This is a genomic window from Sinorhizobium kostiense (assembly GCF_017874595.1).
Taxonomy (GTDB): Bacteria; Pseudomonadota; Alphaproteobacteria; order Rhizobiales; family Rhizobiaceae; genus Sinorhizobium; species Sinorhizobium kostiense.
This window is the reverse complement of record NZ_JAGILA010000008.1, coordinates 226,016-246,271: the sequence shown is the minus strand read 5'-3', so window position 1 is coordinate 246,271 and position 20,256 is coordinate 226,016. Positions and strand designations below refer to the sequence as shown.

23 protein-coding genes are annotated in these 20,256 nt (G+C 62.1%); 16 read left to right on the top strand and 7 right to left on the bottom strand.

Features of this window, described 5'->3' with window-relative positions:
• Positions 1-91: 91 nt before the first annotated feature.
• Positions 92-406: a DUF1476 domain-containing protein gene (locus tag J2Z31_RS24705; RefSeq protein ID WP_209605642.1), complete on the bottom strand. Its 315-nt coding sequence runs from the start codon at positions 404-406 to the stop codon at positions 92-94.
• Positions 407-633: 227 nt separating this feature from the next.
• Between J2Z31_RS24705 and purC the strand changes: the two genes are divergently transcribed.
• From purC to J2Z31_RS24685, 4 genes are all read left to right on the top strand, one after another.
• Positions 634-1,398: a phosphoribosylaminoimidazolesuccinocarboxamide synthase gene (purC, locus tag J2Z31_RS24700; protein ID WP_209605639.1), complete on the top strand. Its 765-nt coding sequence runs from the start codon at positions 634-636 to the stop codon at positions 1,396-1,398.
• A 36-nt stretch (positions 1,399-1,434) separates the two neighbouring features.
• Positions 1,435-1,677, top strand: coding sequence for a phosphoribosylformylglycinamidine synthase subunit PurS (purS, locus tag J2Z31_RS24695; protein WP_209605637.1), 243 nt, complete (start codon positions 1,435-1,437; stop codon positions 1,675-1,677).
• 78 nt (positions 1,678-1,755) lie between these two features.
• Positions 1,756-2,427: a phosphoribosylformylglycinamidine synthase subunit PurQ gene (gene purQ, locus J2Z31_RS24690; RefSeq protein ID WP_209605635.1), complete on the top strand. Its 672-nt coding sequence runs from the start codon at positions 1,756-1,758 to the stop codon at positions 2,425-2,427.
• Between the two features lie 51 nt (positions 2,428-2,478).
• On the top strand, positions 2,479-2,877 hold the full coding sequence (locus J2Z31_RS24685) for a hypothetical protein (protein ID WP_209605633.1): 399 nt from the start codon (positions 2,479-2,481) through the stop codon (positions 2,875-2,877).
• Positions 2,878-2,962: 85 nt separating this feature from the next.
• On the opposite strand, the gene J2Z31_RS24680 is transcribed toward J2Z31_RS24685, so the two are convergent.
• Positions 2,963-3,259 (bottom strand): DUF1330 domain-containing protein, encoded by a 297-nt coding sequence (locus J2Z31_RS24680; RefSeq protein ID WP_209605631.1) that lies wholly within the window; start codon positions 3,257-3,259, stop codon positions 2,963-2,965.
• A gap of 373 nt (positions 3,260-3,632) precedes the next feature.
• Positions 3,633-4,973: a carboxymuconolactone decarboxylase family protein gene (locus J2Z31_RS24675; RefSeq protein ID WP_234939635.1), complete on the bottom strand. Its 1,341-nt coding sequence runs from the start codon at positions 4,971-4,973 to the stop codon at positions 3,633-3,635.
• 140 nt (positions 4,974-5,113) lie between these two features.
• Here J2Z31_RS24675 and J2Z31_RS24670 point away from each other — a divergent pair, with 140 nt between their 5' ends.
• On the top strand, positions 5,114-6,028 hold the full coding sequence (locus tag J2Z31_RS24670; RefSeq protein WP_209605629.1) for a LysR family transcriptional regulator: 915 nt from the start codon (positions 5,114-5,116) through the stop codon (positions 6,026-6,028).
• A 37-nt stretch (positions 6,029-6,065) separates the two neighbouring features.
• Here the strand turns inward: J2Z31_RS24670 and J2Z31_RS24665 are convergent, their stop codons facing one another.
• Entirely contained in the window at positions 6,066-6,965 is a 900-nt protein-coding gene (locus tag J2Z31_RS24665) for a LysR substrate-binding domain-containing protein (RefSeq protein ID WP_209605627.1), read from the bottom strand.
• Positions 6,966-7,066: 101 nt separating this feature from the next.
• Between J2Z31_RS24665 and J2Z31_RS24660 the strand changes: the two genes are divergently transcribed.
• Positions 7,067-8,056: a zinc-dependent alcohol dehydrogenase family protein gene (locus J2Z31_RS24660; RefSeq protein ID WP_209605625.1), complete on the top strand. Its 990-nt coding sequence runs from the start codon at positions 7,067-7,069 to the stop codon at positions 8,054-8,056.
• 19 nt (positions 8,057-8,075) lie between these two features.
• On the opposite strand, the gene J2Z31_RS24655 is transcribed toward J2Z31_RS24660, so the two are convergent.
• Entirely contained in the window at positions 8,076-9,014 is a 939-nt protein-coding gene (locus J2Z31_RS24655; RefSeq protein WP_209605852.1) for a LysR family transcriptional regulator, read from the bottom strand.
• 94 nt (positions 9,015-9,108) lie between these two features.
• Between J2Z31_RS24655 and J2Z31_RS24650 the strand changes: the two genes are divergently transcribed.
• Positions 9,109-9,984, top strand: coding sequence for an NmrA family NAD(P)-binding protein (locus J2Z31_RS24650; protein ID WP_209605623.1), 876 nt, complete (start codon positions 9,109-9,111; stop codon positions 9,982-9,984).
• A 202-nt stretch (positions 9,985-10,186) separates the two neighbouring features.
• On the opposite strand, the gene J2Z31_RS24645 is transcribed toward J2Z31_RS24650, so the two are convergent.
• Positions 10,187-10,990, bottom strand: coding sequence for an NAD(P)H-dependent oxidoreductase (locus tag J2Z31_RS24645; RefSeq protein ID WP_209605621.1), 804 nt, complete (start codon positions 10,988-10,990; stop codon positions 10,187-10,189).
• Positions 10,991-11,083: 93 nt separating this feature from the next.
• Here J2Z31_RS24645 and J2Z31_RS24640 point away from each other — a divergent pair, with 93 nt between their 5' ends.
• From J2Z31_RS24640 to arsH, 6 genes are all read left to right on the top strand, one after another.
• Entirely contained in the window at positions 11,084-11,998 is a 915-nt protein-coding gene (locus tag J2Z31_RS24640) for a LysR family transcriptional regulator (RefSeq protein WP_209605619.1), read from the top strand.
• A gap of 175 nt (positions 11,999-12,173) precedes the next feature.
• Positions 12,174-12,533, top strand: coding sequence for an ArsR/SmtB family transcription factor (locus J2Z31_RS24635; RefSeq protein ID WP_209605618.1), 360 nt, complete (start codon positions 12,174-12,176; stop codon positions 12,531-12,533).
• A 19-nt stretch (positions 12,534-12,552) separates the two neighbouring features.
• The gene (locus J2Z31_RS24630) at positions 12,553-13,062 is read left to right on the top strand and encodes an arsenate reductase ArsC (RefSeq protein WP_209605616.1); all 510 of its coding nucleotides are present in this window, start codon (positions 12,553-12,555) and stop codon (positions 13,060-13,062) included.
• Between the two features lie 3 nt (positions 13,063-13,065).
• Positions 13,066-13,764: an aquaporin gene (locus J2Z31_RS24625; protein WP_209605614.1), complete on the top strand. Its 699-nt coding sequence runs from the start codon at positions 13,066-13,068 to the stop codon at positions 13,762-13,764.
• 2 nt (positions 13,765-13,766) lie between these two features.
• Positions 13,767-14,192, top strand: a complete 426-nt coding sequence (gene arsC / locus J2Z31_RS24620; RefSeq protein WP_209605850.1) for an arsenate reductase (glutaredoxin) — start codon at positions 13,767-13,769, stop codon at positions 14,190-14,192.
• Entirely contained in the window at positions 14,167-14,892 is a 726-nt protein-coding gene (arsH, locus tag J2Z31_RS24615) for an arsenical resistance protein ArsH (protein ID WP_209605612.1), read from the top strand. Before arsC ends, arsH begins: the two co-directional genes overlap by 26 nt.
• A 351-nt stretch (positions 14,893-15,243) precedes the next feature.
• Here the strand turns inward: arsH and J2Z31_RS24610 are convergent, their stop codons facing one another.
• A complete protein-coding gene (locus J2Z31_RS24610; RefSeq protein ID WP_234939634.1) occupies positions 15,244-15,459 on the bottom strand; it encodes a DUF1127 domain-containing protein in 216 nt (71 codons plus the stop codon).
• 81 nt (positions 15,460-15,540) lie between these two features.
• Between J2Z31_RS24610 and J2Z31_RS24605 the strand changes: the two genes are divergently transcribed.
• The 3 genes from J2Z31_RS24605 (at position 15,541) to purL (ending at position 20,131) form a co-directional block, all read left to right on the top strand.
• Positions 15,541-16,959, top strand: coding sequence for an aminotransferase-like domain-containing protein (locus J2Z31_RS24605; protein ID WP_209605608.1), 1,419 nt, complete (start codon positions 15,541-15,543; stop codon positions 16,957-16,959).
• A 91-nt stretch (positions 16,960-17,050) separates the two neighbouring features.
• Positions 17,051-17,635 (top strand): acyloxyacyl hydrolase, encoded by a 585-nt coding sequence (locus tag J2Z31_RS24600; RefSeq protein WP_209605606.1) that lies wholly within the window; start codon positions 17,051-17,053, stop codon positions 17,633-17,635.
• A 264-nt stretch (positions 17,636-17,899) separates the two neighbouring features.
• Entirely contained in the window at positions 17,900-20,131 is a 2,232-nt protein-coding gene (purL, locus tag J2Z31_RS24595) for a phosphoribosylformylglycinamidine synthase subunit PurL (RefSeq protein WP_209605604.1), read from the top strand.
• Positions 20,132-20,256 lie beyond the last annotated feature (125 nt).

Here is a 20,256-nt window from a genome sequence, read left to right as displayed (position 1 = left end):
TCCCCTATGTCGGCCCGGCACATGCGGGTTGAAAAAAAGCCGCCCGATCAGCCTGACCGGGCGGCGATGGTTTCCCAACGAGATGGCTGGATCAGCTGTTCTGAACCTGCTGGACGGCCTCCCCAAGGAGTTCGAGCATGCGAGCGCGGATCTCGTCCTCCGATAGAGGGACGCCGGCTGCGTCGAAATCGGCCTTGATCTTGCGCACCACATCCTCGTGGCCGGCCTCTTCGAAATCTGCGGCAATCACTTCCTTGGCATAGGCCTCCGGATCGGCCCTCTTCAGAAGGCCGGCGGCCCAGAGACCCAGCAACCTGTTGCGACGCGCCAAGGCCTTGAACTTCAACTCCTCGTCGAGGGCAAACTTCGCCTCGAAGGCCTGCTCGCGATCCTTCATCGTGGTCATTCATCGATCTCCCTGAAAACTGTGCTGCCGGAGGCTGCCAACCCATAATCCAGAACCCTGCCGAAAGTGCAATGCGTTTTCGTCTTTGCCGGCTTTCGTGATACGCTGATCTAAAACGGGGGAAGTGAAGATACGCCGATTGTGAAATGCGTTCTTTTCGGATATGGACCCGCTGAGAAAATTCCAATGCGCGGCCCAAGCGCGCCAACAACTACAGAGACAAATCCATGAATCGTCGCCGCCGTATCTACGAGGGCAAGGCCAAGATCCTTTACGAAGGTCCCGAGCCGGGCACGCTGATCCAGTTCTTCAAGGATGACGCTACCGCATTCAACAAGAAGAAGCATGATGTCATCGACGGCAAGGGCGTGCTCAACAATCGTATTTCCGAATACATCTTCACGCATCTGAACAAGATCGGCATTCCGACGCATTTCATCCGCCGCCTCAACATGCGCGAGCAATTGATCAAGGAGGTGGAGATCATCCCGCTCGAGATCGTCGTGCGCAACGTCGCCGCCGGCTCGCTCGCAAAGCGTCTCGGCATCGACGAAGGCACGGTCCTGCCGCGCTCCATCATCGAGTTCTACTATAAGGCCGATGCGCTCGACGACCCGATGGTTTCGGAAGAGCACATCACGGCTTTCGGCTGGGCAAGCCCGCAGGAACTCGACGACATCATGGCGCTCGCCATCCGCATCAACGACTTCCTGTCCGGCCTCTTCCTCGGCGTCGGCATCCAGCTCGTCGATTTCAAGATCGAATGCGGGCGCCTCTATGAAGGCGACATGATGCGCATCGTGCTTGCCGACGAGATCTCGCCGGACAGCTGCCGTCTCTGGGATATCGAGACGAAGGAAAAGATGGACAAGGACCGGTTCCGCCGCGACATGGGCGGTCTGGTCGAAGCCTATCAGGAAGTGGCCCGCCGGCTTGGCATCATCAACGAGAACGAGCCGCCGCGCGGTTCCGGCCCCGTACTGGTCAAGTAAGGCTGCTGGTCGAGTAATTTCGAGGAATAAGCAAAAGTGATCAAGGCACGCGTAACCGTGACGCTGAAGAACGGCGTACTCGACCCTCAGGGCAAGGCGATCGAGGGTGCACTCGGCGCCCTTGGCTTCGATGGCATCGGGCATGTACGCCAGGGCAAGGTCTTCGACCTCGAGCTCCAGACCGCCGACAAGGCCAAGGCCGAAGCCGACCTCAAGGCCATGTGCGAGAAGCTGCTCGCCAACACCGTTATCGAAAACTACAGCATCTCCCTCGCCTGATGGCGGGGGATGCGCAAACGCATTGAAACTGCCTCGCCCCATTCAGGCCGCGAGGACCAAGGCGAGGTATCCACGTCCATGAAATCCGCCGTCGTTCAGCTTCCGGGTCTCAACCGCGATCGCGACATGATCGCAGCGCTCACCAAGATTTCTGGCAAGGCGCCGGTCACCGTCTGGCAGACCGAAACGGAGATCCCGGATGTCGACCTGATCGTCATTCCAGGCGGCTTTTCCTATGGCGATTACCTGCGCTGCGGCGCCATCGCCGCGCGCATGCCGGTGATGCAGGCGATCAAGGCCAAGGCCGAGCAAGGGGTGCGCGTTCTCGGCGTCTGCAACGGCTTTCAGATCCTTGTCGAATCGGGGCTCCTGCCCGGCGCACTGATGCGCAACGCCTCGCTGAAGTTCGTCTGCCGCGAGGTGAAACTCCAAGTCGTGAATGCCGATACGGCATTTACCCGCGCCTATGCGAAGGGCCAGGTCATTCGCAGCCCCGTCGCGCATCATGACGGCAATTACTTCGCCGATGCGGAGACGCTGAAGGCAGTCGAAGGCAATGGCCAGGTCGTCTTCCGCTATGCCGAAGGCACCAATCCGAACGGCTCGATCAACGACATCGCGGGGGTCGTGAACGCAAAGGGCAACGTGCTCGGCATGATGCCGCATCCGGAGAACCTGATCGAGGCCGCCCATGGCGGTTCGGACGGCCGCGGACTCTTTGCGTCAGCGCTCGACGTAATCGCTGCTTAACCTCCCTGCTGCTAGAAGCTGGCATCGATCGTCACGAGTAAAGCCGCCTCCATGTCATACGGACGTTTCCTTGCGCTCGCCTCTGCTGTCGCGAGCATCGTTTTCATCGCCGGTTGCCAGTCCAGTCGTCCGGCCGCAGCACCCGCGAGTTCCGCCGCATTGCCGACGATGGAACGGGTTGCGCTCGGCGCCAACGGCTGCTGGTTCAAATCGGGCGATCCCGCCTTCAAAGCCTATCGCCTCGCGCCGGAGCTTAACTCCTTCTCCGGACGGCCGCGCATCCTGATCGTGCCACGCAATTCGCCCGAGGCGCGTCCCCTCGCCGTTGTCCAAGCCGAAGGCCATCCTGCCCGGCTGCAGGCGTTCGGGCCTCTGCTCAGCGAACCGGTCGGTGCCCGGATAACGACGGATGTCCGCCGCTGGGCAGCGGGCGACGAGGGCTGCAATTGACGCGATGTGGTTCTACAGCGCCGCGGGTCTTATCGGACGCGCAAGGTCGCTGTAGCACTTTGAGTTGCATCTTCTTTGTCCCTCGCTACTGGCTGTCGTAACCTTCGACGATCGCCAGATCCATCACCGACTTGCCTTGCCTCAGCGCCATGGCCTTCGCATACTCGGGCGAATGATAGCACTCCAGTGCTTCGGCGTAGCTGGGGAACTCAATCACGACAATGCGCGACCGCAGCCTTCCCTCGGCGATCTCACATTGACCGCCACGGGTGAGAAACCGGGCGCCGTATTTTTGAAAAGCGATCGCATTCTCCGTTTTGTAAGCTTCGTAACCCTCCGGATCGGTAACATCGACGGAGGCCACCCAGTATCCCTTCGCCATCGCTTCTTCTCCCGTTGCATTCGGCAAGGCAGTACGGTCGGGGAGAATATCATTCGGATGGAAATCGCGACATAAGCCCGCCCCCTTTTTGCATGCCTCGGCACCCACACTGATACTGCGGCAACCGGCGAAGCTCACACAAATGGGGTCTGTTTCGGTAAAGGCGAAATGACACTTAAGCGACGAAGACAGCCTTCACACGACTGGGATTTCGGCCGGTTTCGCCACACAACAGTCGTTGGCAGGCTCCTCAAAGACGGCAAAGATCGACCCATTGCCACCACATCGAGAATTCCAAAAAAGCCTGCCTGCGTTCTCGATCATTGGGGAAAGCAGGGAGTATCCCTGCTCTCCGCGGTTCTCCGACTTCGATTTACTGGTCGGAAAAGACTTGCGTCGCCACCGCCATTGCCGCCTGAACACGACTGAAACCAGCATAGGGAAGCATGTGGAGAATGGCCTCTGTCACCTCTTGCTTTGTCGCCCCGGTGTTCAAGGCCGCCTCAACGTGGACCTTCAACGGCGTTCCATCCGCTGCTGTTCCACGCGCCGTCAATGCGGCGACTGTGGCCAGTTCCCGCGATTTGAGATCGAGGCCGGGCCTTGAGAACACCTCCCCATAGGCGAACTCAACGATATAGCGGCCGAGATCAGGCGCGATGTCGCGGAAAGCATCGACGACGCCCTCGCCAGATACCTGGCTGGTTGCGGCCATCGCAGACACACCCCGGTTGAAGCGTACGTCATCCGGTTCCGACTGTGAGCGTTGCGTGGCGATGGCCTCGCCCGTGAGTGACGGCGCAGCCAGGCCACCCGCTTCCACTTCCGCAAAGACATCCAACGCAGGTGCTACTGCCGCCAGTGCCTGCGGCCAACCGATATAGACCGGCATCTGGATCAGCAATTCGGTAATTTCGGCACGTGTCCAACCCGTGCGCAGACATGCCTCGACATGGAAGCGAACCGTGCTGTCGAGGTTGCCGACGGCGATCACCATGGCGAGTGTCGCCAGTTCGCGATCCTTCAGCGCGAGCCCCGGCCGATTCCAGATTTCGCCATGCGCAAATTCTACCGTCAGCCGATCGAGATCCGGGGATGGGCCGCTGCCTTCAATCACACGTCGGACAAAGGCGCCAGCGTCATCCCCGCCAGTCTTGAGCAGTTGTTCAACGCCGAGCACCCAATCGTCGCCGTCCGGCCGCTCCGTGCCCGTTCCGACGGTGACGCCACGCTCGGCGAACACGTCGCGGGCGAGTAGCATTGCGTCTAGTGCGAAAGGAAAACCGCCATAGACGACACTGTGGAGCATGGTTTCGACAACCTCGCGCGGGCTCCAGCCAGTTTCCAGCATCCCGGCGATATGAAAGCGCAGAGCTGGGCGGGCCGTGCCGAGTGCAGTAATGACGGCGACATTGATGAGTTCGCGAGTTTTCAGGGGCAGGCCTGGGCGCGCCATCACGTCGCCATAGGCATGTTCGATGAGTAGCGTGGAAAGATCCGGAGAAAGCGGATCCAGGTTCCGGCTGACGTCGCCGCCTCCAACGGCCCTGAGCGCCTCGAGGCCCCTTGCGCGGCGATCAGCGCCTGGTTCCTCGCTGGATTGAGCAGCCGCAGAATTGCCCAGAGCGGCCGCTGTCATCAGGCCCATGGCTGTTTGGATCATCGTTCGTCTGCCCCGATCTGTGGTGCGGTCACCATTCCATGTCTTGATCATCGATTTGAGCATCCTTTGGTCTGTTTTGATATGTGGTGCCTTTTGGGACGGCACGGGCGATCGTCACCCGATCGCTGAGATGCAGCCAAAGCATCGACCGGCGATTGCAATAAATCCAATGCATATTTAGTATCGCTCTCATGAAGCTGGTAAATATCGCGAGCATCGATCTCAATCTTCTGGTGGTGTTCGACGCTCTGGTGGCGGAAGGGCATGCCACCCGCGCTGCACAGCGGATAGGTCTTACTCAGCCAGCGGTCAGCCACGCGCTCAACCGGCTGCGTGCGCTTTTCGGAGATCCTCTCTTCGTCCGCTCGCCACGCGGAATGATCCCGACGCCGGCTGCACTGGACGCCGCCCCGGCCATCCGCTCAATCCTCGAGCAGGTCGAAAGTGTTCTGCGCGGTGGCCGGATCTTCGAACCGGAAGAGAGCGGTCGACAGTTCGTGATTGGCCTGTCGGATTATGCGGCCTTCGTGCTTTTGCCCCAGTTGGCCGCACGGGTGGAACGCGAAGCGCCGAAGATATCGCTCGTGATCCGCAACACCAGCCACAGTGTCGGCCTGCCGATGCTGGAGGAAGGATCTGTCGAACTCATTGCCGGCAACTTTCCCAAGCCGCCGTCTCACCTGCGTGACGAACTGCTCTACGAGGAGGATTTTGTCTGTGCTGGCCGAGGCGACCACCCGGCCCTTGCGGATCCCCTCGACCTCGACCGCTATCTATGCCTGCGACATCTTCAGGTGTCGACGAAAGGCAATCCGCACGGCTATGTCGACGCCGTCCTGGCGGAGCGCGGATTGAAGAGGAAGGTCGCTGTTACCGTTGGGCATTTCTTGATGGCGCCCCTTCTGGTCGAATCCTCGAACCTCGTGGCCACCGAGCCCCGCCGCCTGTTTGGGTCACTGCCCAGTCCGCTGCCGCTTCGCTTCTTTCCGCCGCCGATCGACATTCCGCCGTTTCGGGTTGTCCAGGCCTGGCATGCGCGTCATGACGCGGATCCCGGCCACCAATGGCTTCGACGCGTCGTTCGGGAGATTGCGCAGCAAACGTGATGCACCGTTTTGTGCTGCATGAGCGGCCTCCTGAATTTCACATCATGAACCTGGGCAATTCCGTCGCTAAAGCATCGACGGCAACGCGGACCTTCAGCGGCAGATGCCGCGTCTGCAGCCATACGGCATGACAATCATAAAGGAACGGTGCCTGATCGGGGAGAACCCGGATAAGAGCGCCTGTCTCGATCCGCTCCCTCACCAGCCAGGATGGAAGCCATGCAAGCCCCGCCCCACTTGTCGCGGCATCGGCGATGGCATCGAGATCATCGAGGCGGAATCGGTTCACCGGAAGCACTTCGAATGGCGTTTGGGCCTGCTGTGGGAACAGCCAGGGCGGAACAGGGCCGGATCGGCGATAGACGACTGCTTTGTGTTGCGCCAATTCCTCCACCGTCTTCGGGCGGCCATGGGTTTCGAGGTAGGCCGGAGCGGCGCAAACGATCATTGGCTGGCGCGCGACACGACGCGCGATCAATCCGGCCCTGTCCGCCAGTGTGCCCGTGCGGATGGCGAGATCATGGCCATCTTCTGCAAGATCGATGAGGCGATCGTTAAAGGAGAGGTCAAGCTCTAATGCTGGATATCGGCGGGCGAGTCCCAGCAATACGGGCATGACGCAGTGCCGGCCGAAATGGACCGGCATGGTGACGCGCAGTTTTCCGCGCGGTTCGGACAGCTGGTCGGCCGCAAGCGCATCCGAGGCTTCCGCCTCGGCAAGAATGACGCGGCAGCGCTCGTAATAGGCGCGACCAAAATCGCTCAGGCTTTGACGCCGCGTGGTGCGGTTGATGAGGCGCACGCCAAGCCGCTCCTCCAGAAACCGAATATGCTTGCCGACCATTGGCCCGGAGAGATCGAGTGCGCTTGCGGCCGCCGCGAAAGAACCGAGATCGACGGCTTTGACGAACACGGCCATGCTGGTCAGGCGATCCATATTCAAAACCTCTGGTTTCTACTGTGGTGCAGAATCGGCCATTTATCCGCTCAAACGCTGCTGACATAGCTTATTTCATTCGTTCATTTTGGAGTCTAGCCATGACGCGCGTTGTTCGCTTTCACGAGCTTGGTGGTCCGGAAGTTCTGCGGATCGAGAATGTGGATGTTCCGGAGCCTGGCCGGGGCGAGGTCAGGATCCAGGTCAAAGCGCTCGGCCTTAACCGGGCCGATGCCCTGCTGCGGTCGGGCAACTATATCGAGACGGCGACATTGCCTTCCGGGCTTGGCCTGGAAGCCGCAGGCGTCATCGAAAAGGTCGGCGAAGGCGTGGAAGGTTTCGTGCCCGGCGATGCGGTCAGTTTGGTGCCGCCGAGATCGATGATCCGCTGGCCATGCTATGGCGAGCTTGCCAACGTTCCCGCCGCCCTCCTCGTCAAGCATCCGGCTTCGCTTAGCTGGGAAGAGGCGGCGGCCGTCTGGATGCAGTACCTCACCGCCTATGGCGGGCTGATCGATATCGGTGGACTCGGTCGTCAGAATTTCGTCGTCATAACCGCCGCGTCAAGCAGTGTCGGACTGGCCGCGATCCAGATTGCCAACGAGGTTGGTGCAATACCGATCGCGGTCACCAGGACATCGACCAAGAGACAGGCTCTGCTGGAGGCCGGCGCGGCGCATGTGATCGCCTCGGCGGAGGAAGACCTGGAAGCCCGCCTGAAGGAAATTTCCGGCCCGCAAGGCATTCAGGTGGTGTTCGATCCGGTTGGCGGACCGATCTTCGAGCCTTTGACCGCTGCCATGTCGCCTGGTGGCATTCTCGTCGAATATGGCGGCCTGAGCGCCGAGAAGACGCCTTTTCCGCTGTTCACCGCGCTCAGCAAAAGCCTCACGCTGCGCGGCTTTCTCGTTCACGAGGTGATCGGCGATCCGGTCCGGTTGGAAGCCGCCAAAGCATTCATTATCGCAGGGCTGATATCGGGTTCGCTTCACCCCGTCATCGCCAGGACCTTTTCGTTCGATCAGATTGTCGAGGCGCATCGCTTTCTGGAATCCAATGAACAGTTCGGAAAGATCGTCGTGACGGTTTGACCAATGCAAATCCGCAGCATTACTCGTCGGCTTTCTGCGTCCCGGCCACAAGGACGGCCTTGGCCGCAGCGACAATGGTGCGCCGCAACCAGATGTGACGGGGCTCGTCCTGATGGCGCGCGTGCCAAAGCAGGCTCATCGTGAAGCTGCCAAGATCGAGCGGCGGGGGTAGCGCAACGAACCGCCCCATCCCCGCCGCCGTCCGCGCCAGACTCGACGGCAGCGTCATGATTAGATCTGATTGGGCGGCGATCTCCACTGCGGCCAGGAAGCTTGGCACACGGACGCGCACCCGCCGCTTGCGGGGCATCTTGGCCAGCGCAATGTCGACCGGCGCCGAGCCCTCGCCGGTGACGCTCACCACGATATGTCCCAGTTCCAAATAGCGGTTCAGGGTGAGCTTACTGCTTGCCGCGGGATGTCCGGTGCGCATCAGCGTGACGAAAGTGTCGTCATAGAGGCCGCGTCGTTGGATTCCTGCCGGCGCCGAGTCGATGACGCCAATCACCGCATCCACGGCATCGTTCTCCAGCGCTTCGATGACCCCAGGCCCCGGTGCCGCGATGTCGATGTCGAGCCGCGGCGCCTCGGTGGCGAGGCGGGCAAGCAGGTGAGGCACCAGCGCGGCGGTCTCGAGGTCCAGCATCAGCAGTCGCACATTGCCGGTCGCGGCTGCCGGGTCGAAGTGACTCGCCTCCAGCATGTCGCCGATTTGCGCGAGAGTTCTGCGCAGCTTTGGTCGAATGTCTTCGGCCCGCGTCGTCGGCATGTAGCCACCCCGCCCTTCCACAAGCAGGCCATCGTCGAACAGCTCGCGCAGGCGCGCCAGGGCCCGACTCACGGCTGGTTGGCTCATGCCGAGGCGGCTGGCAGCGCGGGTAACGCTCCTTTCCTCAAGGAGCGCCTCCAGCACCACGAGTAGGTTCAGGTCAGCCTGACGTAAATTCACTTCGCGCATACTGACTATATAACGCATGCATTGGACGCATGAAATGCCGAGCGTTATTTCAAACTCGATCGAGACGTTCACGAACCTTCTGGAGGACAGGGCGATGCATGTAGTCTTTGGAGCAGGCGGCAGGGCTGGCGGCGAAACAGCACGTGCGCTTATTGAGCGTGGCGAGCAGGTGCGTGTCGTATTGCGCCGCCCGGAGCAGGGTGAACCATGGAAGGCGCTGGGTGCCGAGGTTGCCTTCGCCAACCTTTTCAATGCGGACCACGTCTCTCGCGCCCTCAAGGGTGCGTCGGCGGCGTTCCTCCTGAGCCCGCCGCCTCTGGACGGTGATCCGTTCGCACAGGCGGCGGACCTTGGCAAAGCTCTTGCCGAAGCAGTACGGCGCGCAAACCTTGCCAAGATGGTTGTCCTGTCATCGATTGGTGCGCAGCATGCCTCCGACACCGGCGTCATCGCCACGCTGCACGAAATCGAGACTGCGCTTGCCGGCACGGCGCGCGCCACAGCTTTTCTTCGCAGTGGCTATTTCATCGAAACCTGGTCGGAGGTTGCTCAATCCGCCATCTCGGAGGGCATTCTGCCGTCGTTCCTGAACATTGAGCAGAAGATCCCCATGGTTAGCACCACAGATGTCGGAGAGGCGGCTGCTCTGCTCCTGACCCAGACGTGGGGGGGCACGCGAATCGTGGAGCTTGGTGGACAAGAGGATTGCAGCGCTCGCGATGTGGCGAGCGCCTTTGCGGAAATTCTTGGCCGCCCCGTCGAGCCGGTATTTCTGCCGTCAGAGCAGCGCCTTACGGTTTTGACTGAGGCGGGCGTCACGCCAGAAGTCGCCAAAGCGCTGCTTGGTATGTATGACGGCATTGCCAGCGGTCGTGTCACCCGCCAGGAGAACAACGAGCACTGGCGTGGCTCGACACTCTTGGCAGCCGCGGTCAAGCGTATGGTGACAGAGCTACACGCTGCCACCTAGGTCACCGCGCGTTCGCTCAGCCGAACAGCCATGAAGAAAATGACGCCCGCATGACCTGTCTGCTCGCCAGCTTCGTGAACTGAAAGTGAGCTCCACTTCCAACTGGATGCAGACATCCGACATCGAGTAGGTGGCGCAAACTCCTCCCAAAGTAACCGTTCCCTATGCTCCGCGTCCGGCTCCTGTTGGAACCGGGGCTGGCTCACTGTTCGTTGGCACTGGCCTCATCGTTCAGATGAATTGCGAAGCCGGTTGCGGTCGGATCGCCCAGTTCTGGGCGAAGATGCATGCTTGGGATTAGATAGTCGCCAGCATTCTGCTGCCGGTAGGGGATAGGCTGGGCAGTGAAGAGTGTACGCATCCTCTCGCGCAGGCGCTCGGCGACAGGCTCAAACCCGCTCTCGTCGAAACGATCGACCCTATAAGCCACGAACGGCGGAAGGACATCATAGCCCGGATAATAGAGGATGCCGTGATTGATCGGGAACAGGAGGTCATCGATCGGGCCATTGATCCCGCGGTCTGCGTAGTGCTCCTCCCAACCGCCGGCTGTAACGACCAACATGGCGCGCCGGCCCGCCAATTTACCTTCGCCGTAGCGGTCGCCCCAGCGTCTGTCGCTGTGCTCACCGACGCCATAGGCGAAGCCGTAGGCGAACACGCGGTCGACCCAGCCCTTGAGGATCGCCGGCATAGTGAACCACCACATGGGGAACTGGAGGATTAGGGCATCGGCCCACAGAAGCTTCTTGATCTCGGCCCTGACGTCCTCGGTGAGAGTGCCGGCCTCGAAGGCCTTCTTGGAGGCGGCTGCCGGGACAAGGCGCTCGTCCTGCCCCAGCGTGGGAAAATCTGCACGGTCGACCTGCGACTTCCAGCCATCGGCATAGAGATCAGACACCTGCACCTCATGGCCTTGGGCCTTTAGTTCCTGCACGGCGACGTCGCGGAGGGCGCCGTTCAGCGAGCGCGGTTCGGGATGTGCATAGACAAGCAGAATTTTCATGGGCGTCGATCCTCGATTGGAAACTACCCATTCATCTAGCCAAGGCAAAGATGATCCACTAGATGTAGGCAATGCATAAGATTGTGCCGGAACATGGATAAATCGGACGTCACTCTCGAGCGCATGCGCACATTTGTCCGCGTCGCCGAGCGCGGCAACCTGTCCGGTGTGGCGCGCGAACTTGGGGTCGGACAGTCAACAGTTTCGCGACAGTTGCGGGAACTGGAGGACGCCGTTGGGGTGCCTTTACTCTCAAGGACCACCCGGCGCGTCACTTTGACCGAAGAAGGCAGCCGCTATTATGCCCACAGCGTCCAGATCCTGCGCTTGGCGGAGCAAGCTGTCGATGAAGCTCGTGGCACACGCAGCGCGCCGGCCGGTTCTATCCGGGTCTCCTGCACGGCGGCTTTTGGGGTCCTGCACGTCAGCCGGCTGGTCTTTGCCTTTCAGGACCGCTATCCCGACATCGGGGTCGATCTCAGCCTCACCGACGAGCGAGTGGACTTGGTCCGGGAAGGTGTCGATATCGCCTTGCGCCTGGGCCCACTCACTGACAGTTCCATGAAGCTCAGGCCGCTCGGCCAGTCGCAGCGCCTACTGGTAGCTGCGCCGGAGTATCTTGCGGCACGGGGCAGGCCGACGGCACCGCGGGACCTCTCCGGCCTTGAGGGCATCCGGATGACGAACGTGGCGGGAAGCGACACGCTTGTCCTGAACGGGCCGGATGGAGAACGTCATGCGGTGCCCTTTGGCGGGCGTTTTCGCGTCGACCATGGGCTCGCTGCACGCGAGGCACTTGCCGCCGGACGCGGCTTCGCACCCGCGCATCGCTGGTTGGTCGATGATCTCCTGGCCGAAGGCCGTCTCGAGGCGGTCCTGCCTGGCTATTCGCTGCCATCCATACCGCTGAGCATGCTGATCGTCCCAGAGCGTGCGGGCATTTCCCGAGTCAAGTTGCTGGTCCAGTACTTCGCTGAGCGAATAGCCGACATGCCGGGGATCGAGTAGTCGGCCTCACTCGACTTTCATGGGTAGATCGCAATCACTCGCGGCGACACGGCCGCTCGCAGATAGTTCCGGAATTCCCGGTGCTGCCACCAAAAGCATCCCTGCTTAAAGGTTCACGAAACGCGAAACAGATGCTGTCGTTGACTTGGTATAATGAATCCATTAATCTGGATATATGGATGAACAACAGACGATAGCTGCCTTAGCGGCCCTTGCCCAACCGACGCGACTTAGGACATTCCGCCTGCTCGTTGAACGCGAACCCGAAGGCGTGCCGGCGGGTGAACTGGCCAGACTGGTCGACGTGCCGCAGAACACCATGTCGGCGCATCTCGCGACGCTCTCGCAGGCGGGATTGGTTTCTGGCGAGCGGCAAAGCCGCTCGATCATCTACCGGGTCGACCTCGATCGATTCCGAGCCGTAATGGTCTACCTCCTGCAAGACTGCTGCGGCGGCAACGCCAGTCTCTGCACGCCGTTGATCACCGATCTGACCCCCTGTTGCGATCCCAGGCAGGAGACGCAGGCCTGTTAAGCCAAACTGGAGAGCGCCCGTGAGCGACAAAGTTTACAACGTCCTTTTTCTCTGCACGGGCAACTCGGCCCGCTCGATCATTGCCGAAGCTATCCTCAACAGGCTCGGAATGGGCCGGTTCAAGGCCTTCTCCGCGGGATCGCAGCCGAAGGGAGAAGTGCATCCGTTTGCCTTGCAGCTCCTCGAGGGGTTGAACTACGACACTGCCTTCGCCCGGTCGAAGGCATGGGACGAGTTCGCTGCGCCCGGCGCACCCCAAATGGATTTCGTCTTCACCGTCTGCGATAACGCGGCCGCCGAGGAATGCCCGGTCTGGCCGGGGCAGCCGATGACGGCACATTGGGGCGTGCCCGATCCGGCGGCCGCCGAAGGCAGCGAGGCCGAGCGGCACTTCGCCTTCGCCGCGGCCCATAACATGCTCAATAACCGCATCTCGATCTTCATCAGCCTGCCGGTCACGAGCCTCGACAAGCTCGCTCTGAAGAGAAGGCTCGACGAGATCGGCCGCAACATTCCGAAGGCGGGCTGACGCATGGCGTTCGATCTCAAGCGCCGCCTTGCCGCGGAAGGCCTTGGTACGGCCACTCTGGTCGCGACCGTCGTTGGCTCCGGCATCATGGCCGACCGCCTCTCCGGCGACGTGGCGGTCTCGCTGCTTGGCAACACTATTCCGACGGGCGCGATCCTCGTCGTCCTGATCAGCATTCTCGGGCCGATCTCCGGCGCGCACTTCAACCCGGCAGTTACCCTGGTATTCGCAGCAAAGCGCGAGATCGAGCCATTCGCGGCGTCGCTCTACCTCCTCGCGCAGATTGCCGGAGGCATCGCCGGGACGCTGATTGCTCATGCCATGTTCGAGCTGCCCCTGTTCCAGGTGTCCGAAACCGTCCGCACGGGCCTGGGCCAGTGGACCGCCGAAGCGGTCGCCACCTTCGGGCTTGTCCTCACGATCCTCGCGGGCCTGCGGTTTCGCGCCGACGCCATTCCATGGCTGGTCGGCCTCTACATCACGGCGGCGTATTGGTTCACGGCGTCCACCTCGTTCGCGAATCCTGCCGTCGCCGTCGCCCGCGCCTTCTCGAACACATTTTCGGGCATCCGCCCGACGGACGTACCGGGCTTCATCGTCGCCGAGGTCCTCGGCGCGCTCGTCGCCGCGGCCGTGGTGGGATGGATGCTTGCCGACCGGAACACCGTAGTGTCCCCCATAATCGTCAAGGGAACCGAATGACCATGGACGTCACCATCTACCACAATCCCGCATGCGGAACTTCGCGCAACACCTTGGCCCTGATCCGCCACGCCGGCATCGAGCCGAAGGTCGTCGAGTACCTGAAGACGCCGCCGAGCCGCGAGGAACTCGCGAAGATGATCGGCGACGCCGGCCTCTCCGTTCGCGAGGCAATCCGGGAGAAGGGAACGCCCTTTGCCGAACTCGGTCTCGCCGATCCGGCACTCTCCGACGACCAGCTCCTGGCAGCGATGCTAGAGCACCCGATCCTCATCAACCGACCGTTCGTCGTCACACCGATCGGCACCCGGTTGGCGCGGCCATCCGAGGCGATTCTCGACATCCTGCCCGCCGACGCGTTCAAGGGACCGTTCGTCAAGGAAGATGGCGAGAAGGTCCTTGATGAAGCGGGTCGCCGCATTGTCTGATCTTCCCGCCGCCGATCCGCGTCATCTCCGCAGGCCCGACATCGACGCGCTGCGGCCGCCGCTCTCGACCCAGCCGCCGCGCATCCTGATCCTCTACGGATCGCTGCGCCAGGTTTCCTATTCCCGGCTCCTGGCTCAGGAGGCCGGTCGGTTGCTGGAACACCTCGGAGCCGAGGTGCGCTTCTTCGATCCATCCGGCCTGCCGTTGCCGGATGACGCTCCCGTCAGTCACCCGAAGGTGCAGGAACTTCGCGAACTCTCGGAATGGTCGGAAGGCCAGGTCTGGGTGAGCCCGGAACGGCACGGGGCGATCACCGGGGTCATGAAGGCACAGATCGACTGGATACCGCTGTCGATCGGATCGATCCGGCCGACCCAAGGCAAGACTCTTGCCGTCATGCAGGTGTCGGGCGGCTCGCAGTCCTTCAACGCCGTCAACACGCTCCGGCTGCTCGGCCGCTGGATGCGCATGATCACGATCCCGAACCAGTCGTCGGTCGCCAAGGCGTACCAGGAGTTCGATGCAAACGGTCGCATGAAGCCGTCGTCCTATTACGACCGCGTCGTTGACGTCTGCGAGGAACTCGTCAAGTTCACGCTGCTCACGCGTGACGCGTCGGCCTATCTCGTCGATCGATATAGCGAGCGCAAGGAAAGCGCGGAGAAGCTGGAACAGCGGGTCAAGCTCAAGTCGATTTGAACACACTTCTGCCCCAGGCGGGCAGCACCTGCCCCAGGCGATCCGTCAAATGCAGGGACCAAAGGCCAACTGGAGAAAATCCCTGTGGAAGCCGATCCTGCTTGCTGTCTGCATCATGCTCGGACTCGCCCAGGTGATCGGTAGCATTGTTCTCTATTTAGTTCACTGACTGCGACCGCTTACCACCCGCTACAGCCCTTGGCATTCGGGGAGGCGGAATCTACCCAATCAGGTCATCCACCGCTCGTGCGCAACAGGGGCGAGGCCCATCATGAGCTCAAGAATGCGCTTAGCATTGGTCGCCCAAAGCGAATTCGCGATCGAGCCACTGACGGGCAGCAATATCGCCCGCTATCGCCAGAACGGGACGGCCGACTCGCGCCTCGCCTCCGCCTCGGTCAAGCCGATGTCCTTGAGCAGGTCGGCACTCAGTTCCCCAAGCGCCAGGCGGCTGCGCCTCTTTGCCGCCCGCGCGCAATAGAAGCGCCAGAGGCGCGCGAAGACATTTCCTTCCGGGCCCTGGGACTTATAGGAGCACAAAGGTCGGATTGTATCAATTGTATCCATAGCTCGCACCATCCGGTTAACGACTCCATTGTTACAGTGATAATTGACATATTTGACGAGGCAATCTAGATAATTGTCTCCATGACAAATTGGCTTCCGGACATTCAGCAGGGCAGCGGCCCGCTTTACGCGCGGATTGCGGACCAGATCGAGCAGGCAATCGGCAACGGTACGCTGCCCGTTGGCGCGAAGCTGCCGCCGCAGCGCAATCTCGCCTTTGACGTCGGCGTGACCATCGGCACGATCGGTCGTGCCTACAACATCGTGCGCGAGCGCGGGCTCGTCAGCGGCGAGGTCGGCCGCGGCACCTATGTGCTCGATCGTCCCGAGAGCCGCCCGCCAGAGCAAGCCGACCCGCTGACGACGTCGCTCGCAGGCACCCGGCCGATCGTCGCGCCGGTCGGAAAGCTCCGCTTCGACAGCACCGCGGCACCGGACATCGGCCAGGGTGATATCCTTGCGCGATTGCTGAGCGACATCAGCCGTCAGCACCACGCGGACATTGCAAGCTATGCGCGCAATTTTCCGGATCATTGGTTCGAGGCAGGCGCGCAATGGCTGGCGCGCGGCAGCTTTCGTCCGGCGCCTGAGAATGTCGTGCCGACGCTCGGCGCGCACGCCGCGGTGGTCGCTGTCATCTCCGCCGTGACCTCGCCCGGCGACCGCATTGCCTTCGAGACATTGACCTACTCGCAGGTGAGCCGCAGCGCCGGCTTGATCGGTCGGCGCGTCGTATTGTTGGAAAGCGACGGGTTCGGGCTGATACCGGAGGAATTTGAACGGGTCTGCGCGCAGCAGCACCCGAAGCTTGCCTTCCTGATGCCGAGCGCGCAGAACCCGACGGTTGCCGTCATGCCGTTGGACCGGCGCCAGGCCATTGCCGGTATCGCCCGCAAGTATGGCGTTTGGCTGATCGAAGACGATCTTTATGGAGCGATGACCGGCGATCCCGCTCCGCCGCTGGCGGAGCTCGCACCCGAGCGTACCTTCCTCGTCGGCGGCCTTTCGAAGTCGGTTGCTGCCGGCGTCCGCGGCGGCTGGGTCGCCTGCCCTCCGCATTTCAGCCAGCGCATTCGCATAGCCCACAAGATGGTCAGCGGCGGGCTCCCCTTCCTTCTTGCGGAATTGTGCGCCCGACTGGTCCTTTCCGGCTCCGCTTCGACGCTACGCAGCCGCAGCGTCGAGGAAATAGGCGTGCGTCACGCGATGGCGCGCGATATCTTCGCCGGCTTTGAGTTCAATTCCCACCCGAAGGTGCCGTTCTTCTGGCTGAAGCTACCGGATCCATGGCTTTCCGGAACCTTCAAGCAGGCAGCGCTGCAGGAAGGCGTGCTCCTCGACGACGAGGACGAATTCAAGGCTGGTCGGTCCGATCGCGTGTTCCACCGCATCCGCGTCGGCTTCTCTTCGCCGGCCGAGCGCGCCGAGGTTGAAACGGGCTTCCAGATACTGCGCCGCCTGCTCGATAGCGGCCGCGCCGGCTACGACAGCTTCGATTGAAATCTTCTTGCGAAGGCGACTTTCCTGCACGCAAGCGCGGTCTATAGTCGCGCTAGTTGCATTAGGTTGATTCGTTTCGAAGGATTTCGGCATGGCCCTTTCGAGGAGGTTTATGGTCGCGGGTTTCCAATCGGTCGCGGCCGTTGTCGCGCTTGCAGCCGGCATCGCGACCACGACGACCCATGCGCAAGATCCGGTGTTCGACGAAGTGCGCTTCGGCGCCACGCTGCCCGTCGCGGAGGGAATGCACCAGGAGAGTGGTGCCTTCCCGTCTTTGACGGTCTTCTTCGACCCTCTGGGGGCGAATAGTGCGAGCACCCTGACGGACAAGATACTCCGTCCACGCATCCATGCCGGGACTTCGGTCGCAACCTCGTCGAATGGTGTCAACCAGATCTATGGCGGCTTCAGCTGGGACGCCGACCTCACCGAAAGGTTCTTCGTCGAGCTGGGTGTCGGCGCGACGCTCCACGATGGCGAGCTCGACGGCGACGGCTCCGACGGGCCGCGGCTTGGATGCCGTGTTTTGTTTCGCGAATATGCCGCCGCCGGCTATCGTTTCGACGCCAACTGGAACCTGTCGGCGACAATCGAGCACAATTCGCACGCCAATCTTTGCGACGGTCCCAATGGCGGCCTCACCCGGGCCGGGCTGATGCTTGGCTACCAGTTCTAGGCTGCCTGCAAGACGCGGCTCGGATCTGACCTCTTCTTTGGCGAGGGCGCCGAGCCGGGGACCTGTTGATCGACGGTATTTTTCTGTCGCGCCGCGGCGCCGCTTAGGCTAAAGAAGCCGCGAAACGCTCCCCTGCAGCGCCGTGCGCCTTGATCAGGCGCGCCTTGGTCGCTGCAGCACTTTATATCAGTGTCTATTGCGGTTCGCACGCGCCGTATTCTCCCGGAAGGGTTTGCGCGCCGCCCGAAGGATTGACGGTCGACGATGACGATTTCCAACACCCGCCCCATTTCCCCGGACCTCATCGCCTCGCACGGGCTCAAACCCGATGAATACGAGCGCATCCTGAGCCTCATCGGGCGCGAGCCGACCTTCACCGAGCTCGGGATTTTCTCGGCGATGTGGAACGAACATTGCTCGTACAAGTCCTCGAAGAAGTGGCTGCGCACGTTGCCGACCAAGGGACCACGCGTCATCCAGGGTCCCGGCGAAAATGCCGGTGTCGTCGACATCGATGACGGCGACTGCGTTGTCTTCAAGATGGAGAGCCACAATCACCCCTCCTATATCGAGCCCTATCAGGGTGCGGCGACCGGGGTCGGCGGCATTCTTCGCGACGTCTTCACGATGGGCGCGCGCCCCATCGCCGCCATGAACGCGCTGCGTTTCGGCTCTCCCGACCATCCGAAGACGCGGCACCTCGTCTCCGGCGTCGTCGCCGGCGTCGGCGGCTACGGCAATTCCTTCGGCGTCCCGACGGTCGGCGGCGAGGTCGAATTCGATGCACGCTATAACGGCAACATCCTCGTCAACGCTTTTGCCGCGGGCCTCGCCAAGAGCGACGCGATCTTCTATTCCAAGGCGGAGGGCGTCGGGCTTCCCGTCGTCTATCTCGGCGCCAAGACCGGCCGCGACGGCGTCGGCGGCGCCACCATGGCATCGGCCGAATTCGACGAGTCGATCGAGGAGAAACGCCCGACGGTGCAGGTCGGCGACCCCTTCACCGAAAAATGCCTGCTCGAGGCCTGCCTCGAACTGATGCAGACCGGCGCCGTGATCGCCATCCAGGACATGGGCGCGGCCGGCCTCACCTGTTCCGCGGTCGAGATGGGGGCCAAGGGCGACCTCGGCATCGAGCTCGACCTCGACAAGGTACCGGTGCGCGAAGAACAGATGACGGCCTACGAGATGATGCTCTCGGAAAGCCAGGAGCGCATGCTGATGGTGCTGCGCCCGGAGAAGGAGGAAGAGGCCAAGGCGATCTTCGTCAAGTGGGGCCTCGATTTCGCAATCGTCGGCAAGACGACCGACGACCTGCGCTTCCGCATCCTGCACCAGGGCGAAGAGGTCGCGAACCTGCCGATCAAGGAACTCGGCGACGAGGCACCGGAATATGACCGGCCCTGGACGCCGGCCAAGAGCCCCTCGCCGCTCGAGACGAACGATATACCGCAGGCCGATATCGCCGATGCGCTCCTGAAGCTTGTCGGTTCTCCGAACAATTCCTCGCGCCGCTGGGTCTACGAGCAATACGATACGCTGATCCAGGGCAATTCGCTGCAATTGCCGGGCGGTGACGCCGGCGTGGTGCGCGTTGATGAGCATCAGAGCAAGGCGCTCGCCTTCTCCTCCGACGTGACGCCGCGTTATGTCGAGGCCGACCCCTACGAAGGCGGCAAGCAGGCAGTTGCCGAGTGCTGGCGCAACCTGACGGCGACCGGCGCCCTGCCTCTCGCCGCGACCGACAACCTCAACTTCGGCAATCCGGAACGGCCGGAGATCATGAGCCAGTTCGTGCATGCGATCAAAGGTATCGGCGACGCCTGCCGCACGCTCGATTTCCCGATCGTTTCCGGCAACGTCTCGCTTTACAACGAGACCAACGGCCAGGCGATCCTGCCGACGCCGACCATCGGCGGCGTCGGTCTGGTACGGGACTGGTCGAAGATGGCGCGCATCCGCTTCGCCGCGCCGGACGAAACGGTCCTGCTCGCAGGCGCGCCGGAAGGCTTGGGCAGCCATATCGCCCAGTCGGTCTATATGCGCGATATCCATGGCCGCACCGACGGCCCGGCGCCGCACGTGGATCTCGCGCACGAGCGCAAGGTCGGCGACTTCGTCCGAAGCCTGATCGAAAGCGGTCTGGTGACGGCGGTCCACGACTGCTCCTCCGGCGGCCTCGCCATGGCCGTGGCGGAGATGGCCATCGCCTCCGGCATCGGTGCGACGATCGAGGCACCGGCGGGGCGCGACCCGATTCCGGTCTTCTACGGCGAGGACCAGGGCCGCTATGTCGTCACCGTCGCCTCAAGCAATGTGGAAGCGGTCGCGGAGCGGGCGAAGACCGCAGGCGTCGCCTTGCCCGTCATCGGCAGGACGGGTGGGGAGGCAGTCAAGCTCGGCGACGCCAAGGCGGTTGCGGTCGATGCGTTGCGCTCGGCACATGAAGCCTGGTTCCCCGACTACATGAGCGGCGATCTGGCGCCGGATAATTGATCCGACCGCACCCGCAGAAAGCTTCAAATCAGCATTTGCTTTCCTTCACTGAATCGTGGTTCCCTTGCTGTCATGGATGGGCGGCAAGAGACGTTGCCGCCTCGCAGAATAACAAGGGAGTTGGC